The 14,593-nt window shown below is 67.0% G+C and carries 12 protein-coding genes and 1 pseudogene; 4 read left to right on the forward strand and 9 right to left on the reverse strand.

All coding sequences use genetic code 11. The features are described 5' to 3' along the window. The first annotated feature begins 19 nt into the window (after positions 1-19). Both OG285_RS06170 and OG285_RS06175 read left to right on the forward strand, forming a co-directional pair. Entirely contained in the window at positions 20-1,228 is a 1,209-nt protein-coding gene (locus tag OG285_RS06170; RefSeq protein WP_371790437.1) for an IS701 family transposase, read from the forward strand. A 174-nt stretch (positions 1,229-1,402) separates the two neighbouring features. After that, a pseudogene (locus OG285_RS06175) lies at positions 1,403-2,334 on the forward strand (IS5 family transposase). 14 nt (positions 2,335-2,348) lie between these two features. Here the strand turns inward: OG285_RS06175 and OG285_RS06180 are convergent. Together OG285_RS06180 and OG285_RS06185 are read right to left on the reverse strand one after the other, a co-directional pair. After that, positions 2,349-2,612, reverse strand: coding sequence for a hypothetical protein (locus OG285_RS06180; protein ID WP_266804290.1), 264 nt, complete (start codon positions 2,610-2,612; stop codon positions 2,349-2,351). A 9-nt stretch (positions 2,613-2,621) separates the two neighbouring features. After that, positions 2,622-3,194, reverse strand: coding sequence for an ATP-binding protein (locus tag OG285_RS06185; protein ID WP_371790438.1), 573 nt, complete (start codon positions 3,192-3,194; stop codon positions 2,622-2,624). Here OG285_RS06185 and OG285_RS06190 point away from each other — a divergent pair. Next, complete coding sequence (locus tag OG285_RS06190) at positions 3,193-4,440, forward strand: helix-turn-helix domain-containing protein (RefSeq protein WP_371790439.1); 1,248 nt, start codon at positions 3,193-3,195, stop codon at positions 4,438-4,440. The genes OG285_RS06185 and OG285_RS06190 overlap by 2 nt on opposite strands. Before the next feature lie 51 nt (positions 4,441-4,491). On the opposite strand, the gene cutA is transcribed toward OG285_RS06190, so the two are convergent. From cutA to OG285_RS06215, 5 genes are all read right to left on the reverse strand, one after another. Continuing rightward, positions 4,492-4,818, reverse strand: coding sequence for a divalent-cation tolerance protein CutA (cutA, locus tag OG285_RS06195; protein WP_371790424.1), 327 nt, complete (start codon positions 4,816-4,818; stop codon positions 4,492-4,494). A gap of 748 nt (positions 4,819-5,566) precedes the next feature. Next, positions 5,567-7,474 (reverse strand): UvrD-helicase domain-containing protein, encoded by a 1,908-nt coding sequence (locus tag OG285_RS06200; protein ID WP_371790440.1) that lies wholly within the window; start codon positions 7,472-7,474, stop codon positions 5,567-5,569. 3 nt (positions 7,475-7,477) lie between these two features. Further along, positions 7,478-9,049: an ATP-dependent endonuclease gene (locus OG285_RS06205; protein WP_371790441.1), complete on the reverse strand. Its 1,572-nt coding sequence runs from the start codon at positions 9,047-9,049 to the stop codon at positions 7,478-7,480. 118 nt (positions 9,050-9,167) lie between these two features. Further along, positions 9,168-9,359, reverse strand: coding sequence for a hypothetical protein (locus tag OG285_RS06210; protein WP_371790442.1), 192 nt, complete (start codon positions 9,357-9,359; stop codon positions 9,168-9,170). A gap of 480 nt (positions 9,360-9,839) precedes the next feature. Further along, on the reverse strand, positions 9,840-10,073 hold the full coding sequence (locus tag OG285_RS06215; protein WP_371790443.1) for a helix-turn-helix transcriptional regulator: 234 nt from the start codon (positions 10,071-10,073) through the stop codon (positions 9,840-9,842). Between the two features lie 322 nt (positions 10,074-10,395). Here OG285_RS06215 and OG285_RS06220 point away from each other — a divergent pair, with 322 nt between their 5' ends. Further along, on the forward strand, positions 10,396-11,766 hold the full coding sequence (locus OG285_RS06220; RefSeq protein WP_371790444.1) for a tyrosine-type recombinase/integrase: 1,371 nt from the start codon (positions 10,396-10,398) through the stop codon (positions 11,764-11,766). 246 nt (positions 11,767-12,012) lie between these two features. Here OG285_RS06220 and OG285_RS06225 read toward each other — a convergent pair whose 3' ends face one another. Further along, entirely contained in the window at positions 12,013-12,387 is a 375-nt protein-coding gene (locus OG285_RS06225; RefSeq protein WP_356830328.1) for an SH3 domain-containing protein, read from the reverse strand. Positions 12,388-12,651: 264 nt separating this feature from the next. After that, positions 12,652-14,580 carry a hypothetical protein gene (locus OG285_RS06230; RefSeq protein WP_371790445.1) on the reverse strand — a complete coding sequence of 643 codons (1,929 nt, stop codon included), beginning with the start codon at positions 14,578-14,580 and terminating at the stop codon, positions 12,652-12,654. Between the last annotated feature and the right edge of the window lie 13 nt (positions 14,581-14,593).

The raw sequence follows: 14,593 nt of genomic DNA on the forward strand, positions 1-14,593 counted from the left end.
CTGGTGGTTTCCTGATGGTATGAGGGCGAATGAACTCGCGTCGTGCAGGGGCCGGTTGGAGGAGTTCGCTGGGGAGGTGTTCGCGCCTTTGGTGCGTGCTGACCAGAGGGTGAAGGGCGGGCTGTACCTACGGGGCCTGCTGCTGGACGGGCGTCGGAAGTCGATGCAGCCGATGGCGGGGCGCCTGGGGGTGGACCATCAGCAGTTGCAGCAGTTCATGACCTCGTCGACCTGGCCGGTGGACACCGTTCGCAACAGCTTGGCCCGCCGGGCGGTGGCGGTGGTTCGGCCGCAGGTATGGGTCGTGGACGACACCGGATTCCCGAAGAACGGCACGTCCTCGCCCGGGGTGGCCAGGCAGTACTCCGGCACCTTGGGCAAGGTCGGGAACTGCCAGATAGGGGTCAGCGTCCATGCCGCGTCCGACACCGCGTCGTGCCCGCTGTCCTGGCGGCTGTTCCTGCCCAGCAGCTGGGACGAGAACGAGGCCGCTGACCGTCGGGCCCGCTGCCGGATCCCCGAGAGCGAGCATCACGGGCCGAAGTGGCAGCTCGCGTTGGACATGCTGGATGAACTGGCTACGGTCGGGCTGCGGCCCGCGGTGCTGGTCGCGGACGCCGGTTACGGAGCGAACGCCGCCTTCCGCCGCGGCCTGGAAGACCGGGGCCTGGCCTACGCGCTGCAGGCCAAGGGTGAGATGACCGCCCATGCCGAGTCGGCCCTGCCGCACCAGCCGCCCTACAGCGGGCTCGGGCCGCGTCCGCTGCCCCGCTACCGGACCCGGCCGGTCAGCCTGCGCGAACATGTCCTGGCCGCCGGACGTGCCCGAGCGGTCACGGTCACCTGGCGCAAGGGCTCCAAAGCAGCCATGTCCGCCCGCTTCGTGTTCCTGCGCGTCCGCCTCGCCGGCCGCCGCCCGAAACCCGCCCCGGACGGTGTCATCGCGCTCCGGTGGCTGATCGCCCAGTGGCCGGAAGGGGAGAACGAGCCGGTCAAGTACTGGATCTCCAACCTGCCGGCCGACATTCCGGCCCGGGATCTGGTCCGGCTCGCAAAGCTGCGGTGGCGCATCGAGCACGACTACCGCGAGCTGAAGACGACGCTCGGCCTCGACCACTTCGAGGGCCGCTCGTTCACCGGCTGGCACCGCCACGTCACCCTCGTGACCGCCGCCCACCTCTTCCTGACCGAGCAGCGGTTCTGCCCAAAAGTCCCTGCCAGGGCCTGACCCTCTACCAGACCCTGGCACTCCTCCAACACCTGTTAGCCACCTGGACCGGCACCTGCCCCACCTGCCGGCAACCCACCCCATGGCAGACCTACGACACCACCTAACAAAGCCCTACTAGGACTTGTCCGGCCGATCATGTGACTACTCCCTGCCCAGGTCGTTGATGTGGTCATGGGGCGGGGTGATCTGAGTGATGCGGAGTGGGAACGGCTGCGGCCGTTCCTGCCTGTCAGTAATAGGCGTTGTGGCAGGTGGAGGGATCACCGGCAGGTGATTGACGGGATTCTGCACCGGGTTCGGACCGGTGTTCACTGGCGTGATCTGCCCGAACGGTTCGGGCCGTGGAAGACCGTCTACGAACGCCACCGTCTGTGGTCGGCCGATGGGACGTGGGAGCGTCTGCTCCAGCAGGTCCAGGCCGCGGCGGATGCGGCGGGTGAGATCGACTGGGACGTCTCGGTCGACTCCACCATCGTGCGGGCGCATCAGCACGCGGCGGGCGCCCGGACAGGCCCACCGCCGGCTCCTGCCTCAAAGGGGGACGCGTCAGAAGAACACCAGCACGAGAGACCGTGGCAGAGCCTCGTCGCCCGCCTGGTGGAGGTGGTGCTGGAGGTGAGGGCCTGGGCCGCTCGCGCGGCGGGTTCACGACCAAGGTCCACCTAAGCGCGGACGGCCGGTGCCGCCCTCTGTCTCTGATCGTCACACCAGGTCAGCGGGCAGACTGCACGCAGTTCGAGCCGGTACTGGAGAAGATCCGCGTTCCCAAAGTCGGGCCGGGCAGGCCCCGGAAGAAGCCCGACAGCGTCGCTGCGGACAAGGCTTACAGCAATGGGCCGTGCCGCGACTACCTGAGGCACCGCGGCATCCGGCACACGATCCCGGAGAAGACCGACAGCCAGGCCGCCCGCCTGCGCAAAGGATCACACGGCGGGCGGCCACCCGAGTTCGACGAAGACAGCTACAAGAAACGCACCACCGTCGAACGGGCGATCAACCGACTGAAACAGCACCGGGCGGTGGCCACTCGCTACGACAAACGCCGCTACGTCTACCTCGGCACCGCAACCGTGGCAGCCATCGTCGTCTGGCTCCGAACCTGACGGCAAAACACACCTCAGTGGTCGCCCTCCGCCGGCCGCTGATGCCCACACGGGACCAGGTCGCCGTTCTTGTCGAAGACTTCGGCGTCGCTGCCCGAATTCACCCACACCGTGATGCCCTGATCATGCACAACCACGTTGAACGGCGAGTGCTCCGGGTCCGTCTCGGTCACGACGGTGAACTCTTCGCCCGGCCCCATCCAGTGATCAGTTCCCCACGGCTCAACCCACAGGCAGACCACGCTGCTGGTTTCGTTGCTCACGCTCGTCTTGGCCACGCTCGCACCCTAACCAGCAACATGATCGCCCGGACAAGTCCTAAGCGACAGGCAGGCGACGAGGTGCAGCCCTCGACCACCGAGGCCGGCGGCACGTGCACGTCGTCGCCTCGCCGGTGCGGTGCTGTCGTCGGTGACTCGGATTCGAAGCTCATGGTCGTCGTGTCGCAGACGCAGTCGGACATCCCCGGAACCGTGGATGATCGCGTTGGACACCAACTCCGAGACGACAAGCCGGGCGTCCTCTGCCGGCGCCTCCGGCAACGACCACTGCTTCAGGACGGTGGCCGTGGTTCGTCGTGCCTGAGCGACGTGCACATCCATCGGCTCCATGGCCATCTCGAAGACGTGAGAGGCCAGCGGACACCGAGCGGGCGCGGCGCCGACGACGTGGGCACCACCGTCGGCGCCTCCAGGTCGGGGTGGCGTTGCTGTCCGGTACGTGGTCATGCGCACATCGCACCGTGGCTGCGCGATCCGGAACAGGGGAAACCGGAGGGGGGAAATCTTTGTCAAGGGGGAAAAGCAGGGGGGAGTTGAGGGAAGTATTGGCTTTCTCCCACGGATAGGGGTCAGACTCATGGCGGTGGATCCATTTGCCGAGCTGCTCCGTCACCTGCGGCGTAACGCGAATAGGACGCAGGACGAGCAGGCCGGTGCGATCAACGCCGCTTCCGGCCGGGCAACGATGACCCGCCGAGAGGTGAATCGGTACGAGAACGGTGCCAACGTTCCGACGGACCACACCCTGGGGAACATTGCTTTGGCCTGCGGCGTCCCGCTGGAGCCGCTGCTGCGCGAGGCGAAAGCCGCCCGCGCCAGGCGGCGAGAGAAGAACAAGGCCGAGGCGGAGGACCTGGACGACGTGAAACGCCGAACGCTGTTGGGAGGCGCAGTCATCGGTGCGGCTGCGGCGGCCGAGCCGTGGGGCCGGCTGGCCTACGCACTCAGCAAGGGTTCCAAGATCGACCCTGAGTCCGCGGCGATGCTTATCGATCATGCGGCCCGGTTGCACGTGGACGAGCTGAACGAGAGCGCGCTCAGCCTGCAGTCTCGGGTCGAGGCGCACTTGGACGCGATCACCGCAGCCCTTCCCCGCGCCGGAGCCCACGAGCGAGCCCTGACCATCGCGGCGGGGGAGACCGCTGCTCTAGCTGGATGGGTTGCCTGGGACCTCGGCGAGCACGACAAGGCCACTTCCTATTACGGAGTGACCTCGGAGTGCGCGAAGAAGGCTGGACACCCCCCGCTGCGCGCCCTCGCTCTGGGCTACGCGAGCTACGGTGCCCCCAGCCCTGCGAAGGCGCTGGAGATGCTTTCGCAGGCAGCTCAGGACGTACGCGGACGTGGCAATGCAACCGCCGCAGCGTGGGCCCTGGGCCGGTACGCGGAGGAGGCCGCTCAGTCAGGCGATGACGCCGGCGCCCTTCGTGCTCTCGACCAGGCCAAGTTCGCCTATGACTTCGCCGACCACACGAGCGAGCAGGCGTGGGTCCGCTTCGTGACGCCGTACCGGATGGACTCCTTGACCCTCTCGGTCTACGGCGAACTCAAGCGTCAGGAGCTGACGGCCACAGCCGACTCCGCAGTCGAGCGCCTCGGCGGTGAACTACCCGAGTCCGGTGTGGTCGTCCTGGGTGACCTGGCGTCCGCCCTTCTGTGCGGCGGCGACGTAGACCGCGGGGCCTACGTCGCGCACCGGTTCGCCGCAGCGGCGGCGTCGAAGCCCAACACCATGGGCCGGCAGCGGGCCCAGGCCATCGCTGCCGGGCTCCCCGACACTGAGCATGACCTGGCCAGCCACCTGCTGACGTTCGCGACGCTGTGAAGCGTCGAAGCGCACAGGCTCGGTGAGAGCGAGGCGCTGTAGTGGAGACCTCTACCGCGGGCGCGTCTCATCGACGACCCAGGACAGGTACGCCTCCGACCCTCCGGTCACAGGCAGCGTAATCCACTGGGGGACGTCGTACGGGTGCCTCTCGTGCAGCCATGCCTCCAGCGCGGGGAGGCGATCCGACGACGTCATGTAGGAGATCCGCCACTCCTGAGCCGCCTCGACCTTCCCCTGCCACCAGTAGAAGGCGGTGATGGGCGCATCAATGTGGACGCCCGCCGCCAGTTTGCTCTCAACAGCGCCTCTGGCGAGGGTCTTCGCCTGCTCCTCGTCGTCACTCGTCGTCTGCGCGATCACGATCTCGGGGTCCATGCGGCTACCTCTCCAGCTCGGGTACCGCGACCCTATCCATGTGTTCTACGCAGGCCAGCGAGAGGGGCGGAGGCGGCCCGTAGTGATCGAGCCGCCATGATCTGCAGACGCCGGGCGCGAATCTGTTCCAGGCCTGCCGGGTTCAGCACCCCAGCTGACCGTCCCTGGGGAGCCGTCGAAGTGTCGCCTCGTGGCGGCAGCACGGCGCCCAGTCGGTGCCGCGTACCTGGCGCAGGGCTGGGACGCGGTCGCCCGGAGTGCGGCACCACAGGCGTCGCGGCCCGGCGCAAGGCGCTGAACGCCGTCGAGCGCGCGGCGTACCGGGATGTGTTGGAGCGGCTGTCCGAGCACCGCCGCAAGGGCATGGTGATCGTCCGCGACAGCCGTCAGGTACTGATCCCGGCGACTTGTCCCTACTTACCTACCGGTAGGAAGCCTTTCACGGAATGGTCTGAACGCGCCAGTACTGCCAGCCGCGGCTGCCGCTACCCACGACGACCACGCCGCCTACCAGGCACAACTGAGGCACTGCTGCCCGGGTCACGGGCACGAGCCCCTGTCTTCAGGTCAGGCTAGTGCTGTCACACCTGCCCCGTCGCCGGAGCGACAGTGATGACCCTAGTGCGAGCCCTCGGCCCTCCACAACGGTCGTCTTGCCATGCAATCCAAACGTTTCCCACTCTTGATCGATCATACGGAATGCTCGCCCAAGTCGTTCAAGGCCCACGCACTGATACGAAGATCCGCTCTAGCGCAGACCGCTGTCGTGGACAGACCAGCCGCGGGCCGTCATCGCCTCGACGTACGGTTCGGCTCTTGTGCGGTGCGCGGCGAAGGCGAGCAGGTGAGTGGGGCGGGTGGCGCCCACGAAGACGAGTTGTGCCGCGCGCTGGATCGTGATCAGGGCTTTGGAGGCGTCCTGTTGTCGGCTCAGGAGTCCGAGAACCTCGTGTACGTCGTGCTTCTTGCCGCTGCGTTCCAGGCATTCGAGGATGAGTGTGGCCGCGTGGGTTTCGCCCTTGGCGCTCTGGATCGATCCTGCAACCGACGCCACCATAACGTGGTCCGCATCAGCCGACGCATCGAGCACGGGCGCTGGCTGGGCGATGTACGGGATGTGGGCAAGAGGATCTGCCAGACGGGCGACACCTTTCAAGGGGCTCTGAGTCAGGTCCGGCAGCAGCCGCAGAAGCCGGGCGGTGAGGACTGCCCACTCGACGTGGCTGTTGAGAGGGCTGGTCAGCAGATCGTGCAGAACCAGGCGTGCCCTGCCTCCGGCGGTGGCAGGGTCTCGGTCCAGTCGCCTCAGCGGGGGCAGACCGCCGACACTGGCGAGTCGGGCTACGTCACGGATTGCGTTCCACATGAGCGTGATCGCTGCGTGGTTGTCGCCGGATCGCCGCTGGGCCTGGGCGGCGCGTGCCGTCGTGATGAGACTGCCGGTTGTCTGGACCGGCGTGCTGGTGAAGCCGGGTACGTAGCAGGAGAGGGATTGCGGAAAGGCTTTGGCGCTTCCCCGCGTGAGGCGGGCGCCCAGGACGCGGGGCGGGTTGTCCAACAGCAGCTGGCGGGGGACCGTGGCCGCTGCCATCCGTTCGAAGGCCGGTACCACTTCCGCGACGGTGTCGTCGTCGAAGAGCAGGAGGGCGACGGCCCCGTCGTGGCCGGCGCCGTCGATGCGTTGGCGGCGGTGGACCGTGAGGTCGCTGGCGAGTGCTGCGATCTTGCTGCCGAACCTGCGGCTGACGGGGAGTTGGGCGGCGTGCGGCAGGGGGAATGACGAGGGCTGTGCGGCATCCGGTGCGTCGGCGAAGATGCGCTGGTTGATGTCACCCACGCGCTGGACGACCGTGCCCGGCGGGCCGAAGACCTTGTCGAGCAGGCGTTGCTGGAGGTCGCTGGTGTCCTGCATTTCGTCCAGGAGGACGAAGGGGAAGCGGTGGGCGGCGGCCAGCGCGAGCTGGGGGTGATGAAAGAGGTGGTGCTCGGCGAGGGCGAACATGTCGTGATAGCGGAAGACGCCTCGCTCGGTGAGCATTTCCTTGAGCGCGGCGAATTGTTGGCCACTGTCACTGGATGCTTTGAAGGGAGGAGTGCCGTCAGGTCCTGTCGCGATAAGGTCTCCGCCGTCGCAGACGTAGCGGGCCTCAGCGACGAGTGCGGGGCCGTTCGTGCGGTGTCCGAGTGCGGTGTTGAGTTTCCGGAACCGGGGGTGGCGTTCGAGCAGCCGGAGGGCTTCGTCCGCGTAGGCGTGGTCGTCGACGGTCTGGACTTCAATGCCCCGGGACCGTAGGGCCGGCAGGGCGAGGAAGGTGTTGGTGAAGGCCTGGATCGTGCCGATGAAGTGCGGGTACTGCAGCAGGCGGCGTCCCGCCGGTGTGGCGGTGAGGCGGTGGGTGATCTCGTCCTTGGCCGTGTTGGTGTGGGACAGGACGCAGATGCCGCGTGTCGGCGAAGCCCATGCCTGGCCCAGGAGGGCGAGCTTCAGACCGATCAGGCTGGTCTTTCCCGAGCCGGGAGCTGCCTGGAGGTCCATGGATTCCAGGCTCTGGATGAAGTTCCACTGTTCCAGGTGGGGCAGGTCGAGGCCGAGTTGCTGGGCGAGGGATTCGACCTTGTAATTGATGAAGGCGTCGGGGGCGTAGGGGGATGTCATCGCTCAGACCTCCCTGCACAGGTACGTGAAGGCGGCCACGAGGTAGGGCGGCAGGTCTTCATCGGTCACGGGCGTGCTCTGCAGCAGCCGGGCCGCGTGATGAGCGGCGATCGGCTTACTGCCCCGGCCCATGCGCAGCGGCTCATAAATGTCCAAGGCCGCCTTTTCCAGGGGAACGTTGCTCTCTCGCCACTTCTTGACCTCCTCCTGCGCCAGTCGGTCCAGGTCGGCGAGTCTGTCCGCGGTGGGCCAGGTGGTCTTGGAAGCGACAGCGGCACGAACGGCCTGGTGCATCAGGGTCGCCATGGTCCAGGAGCTGGCGGCCAGGTCGTACTCCAGCGTCCAGTGGTTGGAGACGAAGGTGCGTACGTGGCCGCTGTCCTCCTCTTTCAACCCTGCGACGTGCTTTTCGATCCCTTGCTTGGTCATCTCCGCCGAGCACTTCAGCTTCTTGCGCATCTCCGCGGAGGTACCTGCGGGAACCAGGTCCCGGTCCCGGATGCAGGCCACGGCGACCGGTATCTGCTCGCCCTCGCGTTGGAAGATCCGGCTGTAGCGGAAGAGGCCGACGCCGCCGACATTGACGACGCTGACGCCGCATTCGCTGAACGACCGGCCGACCGCCTGTGCGAGGGCGGGCAGGACGATGGCTTCGGCGTCGCCCTCGACGATTGCGACGCTGCGGGCGAAGAACAGGTTGGCCTTGGTCACGTCGAGGAAACGGGTGAGGAAGGCGTAGTCGCCCTCATCCAGCTTGGTCAGGCCCGGGGCCAGGCGGAAGGTGGATCCGCGGGCGACGAGGGTGAGGTGTTCGACCGGGATGGCCGAGGCCAGGTTCGGGCTGTGGGTAGTAAGGATGACCTGGACCGGCGGCGTCTCCACCGTGTTCGCGGTCTCGGCGCGATCCCGCAGGAGGTCCATGATGCGGGTCTGAAGCTGCGGATGGAGGTGGGCTTCGGGTTCCTCGATCAGCAGAAGGGGCGCGATGACGCTGTTGCCGAGCAGGAGCAGTTCGGCCGCCATGAACAGGGCGTTGTTGTAACCCAGACCGTGTCTGGTCCACTCCCCCGTACCCGCGAACAGCGTGAGTTCCAGCCGCTCCAGCGCGCGGGCGAGCGTGGCATCACCCGCAACGCCGATCTCACCGCGCAGGACGTCGGAACCGATGGAGAACTTCTGCAGGTAACCGGTGTTGATGTCGTCCCGGGCCGTCTTGATGGCCTCGTTGTCGCTGATGTGCCGCTCCGCACGGCGCAGGATGCCGACCAGGGTGGAGGCGCTGCCGCTCTCCTCGTCGAAGTCGTCCTCACCTTGTGCGCGCATGGCGGGGTAGCCGGCCAGGATTTGCGACAGCCGTGATCCGCGGCCGGAGCGCAACTCCGCCTCGGCGTCCCGCAGGGGCCGCAGGTAGGTGGCCTTCAGCAGTTCACGTGCGGCACCGTCCAGGGCCGGCCCCTGCCCATCACGGCCGGTGCGCGTGGTCATCGCGACGCGGTGGGGACGCAGCGGGTCCATCAACTCCGCCTTGACGGTGACGTAGAGGGCTACGTTGCCCTCATCGTCCGTGGTCAGCAACTCAAGGAAGACGGCCTGTTCTTCCGTCGTGAGGCCCTTGAACCCGCAGGTGATCTTGAAAGTGCCCGCGCGGCCGTCCGGTCCGACGTGGAAGTCGTCGCGCGCGATGCGGTAGAAGTCAGCCGCGGTCGTCAGCAGGCACAGGCGGATCGCATCGATGTATGGCCGTCTTGCCGCTGTCGTTCTCGCCGACGAGGACGTTCGTGGCCGGACCGAAGTCCAGGCTCAGGCTGGCGTCCTTGTCGCCGTCCTTCTGCGGCGCCGCGCCGAAGATCCGGAAGTTCTCCGCGTACAGGCAGGCAAGGTACAACGACGTCCCCCGAGCGATGAGGCCCGCGCCCTGACTGGCCCAGGCGAATGCAACCGCCTCAAGTACCCCACCCGTAAGCGGTTCTGACACATCATACGATTCATCGCAACACTCGTGCCTCGTTGGGAAAATCCGCCCCCTAAGCTGGAAATGGACACGTCAGGTCGTCAACTCCAACAGTAGTGCGGGACCGTCATGGCGGCGCAGCCATAAGGGAGGGATGGACCCTCACAACTGGTGGGCATGAGGGCAAGGCGCCTCCTACGCACACGGCACGGCGATGCCGCGCAGAGTGGGCACGTCGACGGGTTCGTGCGTACCTAGTCGCTCTGGACACGCACGGCGAAATTCGACCCGGCCGCTGATTTTCATCGTGCCGCAGCGCTCTGAACTGGGAAAATGCTGGACGGCAGCGCCGTTCGGGTGTTACGCCGGTTCTGTCGCCGACCAAGGACAAGGGCACCAGCCAATCTTGGCCGATCAGGTCGCGCGCTTCACCGCTTGAGCTTCCAGCCATGCCTCCACCTCCGGCCAGCGGTAGCGCAAATAGCGGCCGACCTTGTGGGCTCGCGGCCCCTGGTGTCGGTGATTCCATATGTAGACCGTATTCAGAGGTACACCCAGAAAGTCGGCCAGCTCCTCCGCACTCATCAAGGGACAATGGTCCCCCACGCCGCCAGCTACTTCTTCCGCGCGGGCAGTGGTTCGACGCATGGGCACTCCAGAACGGTTCGAAGCGGGCAGGAAAGAACCACGTGAGCGGCATTCCGCCGTGGTGGCACACGGAACGTTTGCATTAAATTCCGGCCGGACCAAACAGAGGGCCTCTCGACGAAATGCCTACGACTCTTGCGAACTCTCGAAGGACACCGGCGAATTTTCACTGAGGGTTCGGCGAGGGCTCGCCGAACCCTCAGCGAGCATTCACCTAGGTGAAATCTTCTCTACCGCTCTGCACCCTTTGTCACGAAGACCCCAAGAATGCATTTGACATCTTCAGCTCGCCTGGATCAACATTCAATTCACTCAGGGCGCGATGAACGGGCAGACAATCTCGCCGTCGACGATGGCCCTGATTAAAAAGAGTCCACAAATAGACTCAAAGGGCCGTTGGAAACTAGGAGTTGAGTCGATGCCGTACGACCGCTGGCACAAGTCGCGCCCAAAAGGGGGGGAGTCGACCTGCAAGGAACACGGCAAAGTCCCGACGCGGGATCACGGGACGGGGAAGCGGTGGCAGGCCCGATGGCGCAACCGGGAAGATGTCCAGCAGACGGAACTGTTCCGCACCGAGGTCGAAGCCCGCAAGCACGAGACCAAGATGCGGTCCGGAGTGGACGACGGCTCGTACATCAACCCTCGTGCCGGTGAGGTCAGGGTCGGTGAACTCGCCCTTACGTGGCTCAAGGGGCACGAACACAAGAATCCACGGACTTACCGACGCCACAAGGAGCGGATTCTCCTGCACGTCGTTCCTACCGCAGTTGGGAAGATGCGCGTAAAGGACGTGAACGCCTCATCTTTGCTGGACTGGCTGCACGACCGTCGCAGGCTGCTCGAAAGTTCCACGCTGCGCCTGGTCTTCGACAATCTTCGGGCTGTCTTTGACCTGGCCGTGGACGACAGCCTGATACACAAAAATCCGTGCCTCGCCAAATCGGTGCAGGACGCCAAGCCGAAGCGGGGAGGTGGCGGCCGGGCCGAGCTGACCCTGACATGGGAGGACACCGAGAAGATCCGTGCCGAACTTCCCGGCCGCTACAAAGCTCTCGTCGACTGTGGTCGCGGCCTGGGCCTTCGGCAAGGAGAGATATTCGGCCTGTCACCAGAAGACATCGACTGGGCACATCCGGACGGCGCCATGGTGCACGTGCAACGGCAAGTAGTCCACGACGGCTCGTTCCTCGTATACGCCCTCCCCAAGGGCGGAGACGACGAGGACCCGAAGGACCGGTGGGTCGAGCTGACCGACGACGTGGCCATCCCCCTGCGCGAGCACATGGAGAAGTACCCGCCGGTCGAGGTGACCCGACCGTGGGGCAGCAAAGGCGGCGACCCGACCACGGTGCGGCTGATTTTCTACACCCGGGAGAAGACCGCCATTCAGTCGAATTGGTTCAACTCCTACCGCTGGAAGCCCGCCCTGGCGTCGGCCGGCCTCATCAAGCCCCTTGAGCCCGACGCGAAGGGACGACGCTGGGAGAAGTCCCGCGACGTGATGATGCACGCGCTCCGGCACCTGTACGCGTCGATGATGATCAACGGCGGGGTAGACGTGTACACGCTCGCGGACCGCCTCGGCCACGCCGATCCCGCGTTTACCCTGCGTAAATACGTGCACCGGGTCGTGGGAGCCGGTTCCAAGGTCCGCATCGCGGTCCGGAGCGCCTACGCCAGGGCCGCGTGACTCCTGCTCCGTGCGGCTTGTGCAACAACCGTGCAAGGTGATCTTCAAGAGGGGTCATTTGTGCAGGTCAGAAGCTTTGTCTATGAGTTCCGCGACATCTGAGCGAAGGTTCGTGGCAAACGCTTCGTCGCCGGCCCCCAGGAGCGTAGGGCCGGCGACGAATGCAACAGGATGCGGATCAAGCCCCTTGCGCCATATCGCTGCACAGCAGGAATATCACCGCGCGAGGGGACTTTCTTCCTGCGTTCAGCAGAAGCGCGGAATGCTGCCCACGTTCGCGACGTACCGCGCCGATACGAAGTTGCCCTTGGGCGTCTTGTACCAGAGGTTGTTACCGAGCACGTTCTCGCCGCGCACCTTGCACACGATCGGGATGATCGAGTTGTACGAGTAGGAGCCGACGACGCGGTAGCGCTGGCTCGGGCCGCTCCGGACCAGCACACCCGTCCTGGCAGTCACACGCCCCTTGTAGTAGGACGTGGCCGTGGTCGTCGCCTGGCCCTTGTAGGTCGTGCCAATGCTGCTGTCGCCGGCCAGGGCCGGACCTGCGGCCACGCCGACGGCCATGGCACCGGCGGTCAGTGCCATGACGAGCTTGCTGGTCTTGGGCTTGGGGAACACGCGCTGCCTCCACGAGATCACAGACCGATGGGTAGATGCCGTGAGGCGAGGTCCCCCTGTGCGCCGACACGAACGGCTCACTGTTCACACAATTCGCCGTCGAACGGCCCATGGAGGAAACCAATCGCCTCAGCAGGAGGAACCTACTGCGCGCACCACGGCAATCACCCCCGTGCACAATTCGACACACAGCGCGCTCTCCTGAATGGGGGTAAGTCTGATCCGTTCGGGGTCATTCCACTGTCTTATGGGGACCTGCTCGGCTCATCCACGGGCAGGCTTCGGCAATTCCGAACCGCCGGGACGGCCCGTACCCCGCTCCCTCAACGAATCAGCGCCGCCCCTCTCCTCGTCCCCCCTCCCCACATCCGCATTCGGCGTCCACTCCACCAGCAGCCACCCCCAGGCGGGCAGTTCGAGCCCCGCGGTGAGCATGCGGTCGGCCGAGACGAGCGGCGCGGGCGCAGGGTCCGAGAGGGGCGCGAGCAAGGTGGCGGCCGCCTTCCCCGATCCCCCGGGCAGGGAGATCCGCGGGCGGGCCGGGTCGGCGCTGCCATTGGCGATGGCGAGGCGCGGCCCCTGCGGCGTGCGGGCCAGTCTCGGGATCAGATGGGGGCCGCCGCTGACCAGTGGCAGCCTCGGCGCCGCGGCGCCTTCCAGACGGCGCACCATGCGGTGCAGCAGGGAACGCCCGGCGTCGTCGTGCGGCAGCAGGTGTGGAGCAGTGGCGGCGAGTACGCCGACGCGTCCGCCCAGGTCGTTGGTGTGGAGGCAGCGTCCGGCGCCCCAGCTCCGGCCGTCCGGGGTTCGGACGGTGGTCCACACCTCGGTGCCGACCGCGGGACGCAGCCGTGCGAGAGCCGGCTGGACGTTGACGCTGAGGTGGACGTCCTCGACGTCGCAGAGCCCCGCCGGGCTCAGGTGCTCGTACGCGTACGAGCTCAGGTGTTCGTACGCGTACGGACCAGGGGCAGCCGGCTCCTCACGGCCGACTGTCTCGTCGGCCGTGACCCCGAGCAGGTCGCTGAAGCCGCGTTCGCTCAGCACGTGCGCGGCGGTTCCGTCGAGGAGCAGCCCGCCGGCGAGCAGATGCCGCACCTCGGCGTCGTCGAACGCCCACGCCTGCCGGCCGAACAGCACCCGCACCGGAGAATCCTGGGCCGTCACCGGCACGCCGTAGCGCAGGAGGAAGTCGGCCGCGGAGTTTGTGTCGGGCTCCAGGTCGTCCAGGTGGCCGGAGTGGCGGGTACGTGTCAGGGCGGACGCCTGCGGACGGACGGGCAGTTGGACGCCGCAGGTGCCGAGCTCTCCGGCCGCGCGTTCGGCCACGAGATCGAGAGCGGGGCGGGAGCGGCGCAGCAGGCCCGCGATGCGCGGGTGGCGGCGGGCATGTCCGGAGTGCATGGGGTGGAGGTTGAGGAAGAGTGCGTCCGCGCCCGAGAGCTGCGCGGTGACCATCTCCGACCAGGTCTGTGTGTCGGACTTCGACCAGGAGGTGTGCGGCCAGTTCTCGATCTCCGGTTCGCTGCGGACGAAGGGGGGCCGCAACGCGCGCTGCAGCTCCAGGAGCCACACGGAGGAGCTGAGGGCCCGGCCTGGCGCATCGCTGTAGGGGGCGAAGTGGGGTCGGTGAACAGCCTCGCCGTCGATGGCGAGTGCGTCGAACAGCGCCGTCCAGTCCCGTCCTTCCACGCTGTGCGCGTCAGGCCCGGAGCTCATCAGCCCCAGCCGGGAGCGGCCGCCGGAGTGCTTCTCGACGGCCTGCGCGACCATCGCCGCGACCTCCAGCTGCGCGGTGCGCCACACCTGCTGGAGCTGGGCCCGCCAGGGGTGCGCGGGACCGGGGGCGGTGACGGCGGCGACCACCTGTTCCCGGGTCACCGGCCCGCCGGCCGGCGAGGCCAGACGCTCCAGCATCAACGGCTCGAAGCCGCCGCCCCAGGGCAGGGGCGCGTGGTTGTGGTAGCGGAAGTCGTCCTCCAGCCACAGGGTGCGCAGGCCCAGACCTGCGAACCGGGCGAAGTGCGCGGTGATCCAGGCCCGCCACAGCGGGCAGGCGAACGAGGCCTGCCCGGCCGCGACGGTCCCGTCGGGGCCGACCATGGGCGCGAAGCCGTGGCGGTCGCGCCGGCCACGGTCGGCATGACCCGTCGTCACCCACGGATTGAGGCTGACGCCGAGGCCGGCGTCCATGAGCACCGCCGCC

It is taken from the genome of Streptomyces sp. NBC_01471 (assembly GCF_041438865.1).
GTDB lineage: Bacteria > Actinomycetota > Actinomycetes > Streptomycetales > Streptomycetaceae > Streptomyces.

Excerpts from the sequence above, each read along its gene's own strand:
- OG285_RS06170 (WP_371790437.1), top strand. The coding sequence starts at position 20 with ATGAGGGCGAATGAACTCGCGTCGTGCAGGGGCCGGTTGGAGGAGTTC.
- OG285_RS06190 (WP_371790439.1), top strand. The coding sequence starts at position 3,193 with ATGGCGGTGGATCCATTTGCCGAGCTGCTCCGTCACCTGCGGCGTAAC.
- OG285_RS06185 (WP_371790438.1), bottom strand. The coding sequence starts at position 3,194 with ATGAGTCTGACCCCTATCCGTGGGAGAAAGCCAATACTTCCCTCAACT.
- cutA (WP_371790424.1), bottom strand. The coding sequence starts at position 4,818 with ATGGACCCCGAGATCGTGATCGCGCAGACGACGAGTGACGACGAGGAG.
- OG285_RS06200 (WP_371790440.1), bottom strand. The coding sequence starts at position 7,474 with ATGACATCCCCCTACGCCCCCGACGCCTTCATCAATTACAAGGTCGAA.
- OG285_RS06215 (WP_371790443.1), bottom strand. The coding sequence starts at position 10,073 with ATGCGTCGAACCACTGCCCGCGCGGAAGAAGTAGCTGGCGGCGTGGGG.
- OG285_RS06220 (WP_371790444.1), top strand. The coding sequence starts at position 10,396 with ATGAACGGGCAGACAATCTCGCCGTCGACGATGGCCCTGATTAAAAAG.
- OG285_RS06230 (WP_371790445.1), bottom strand. The coding sequence starts at position 14,580 with ATGGACGCCGGCCTCGGCGTCAGCCTCAATCCGTGGGTGACGACGGGT.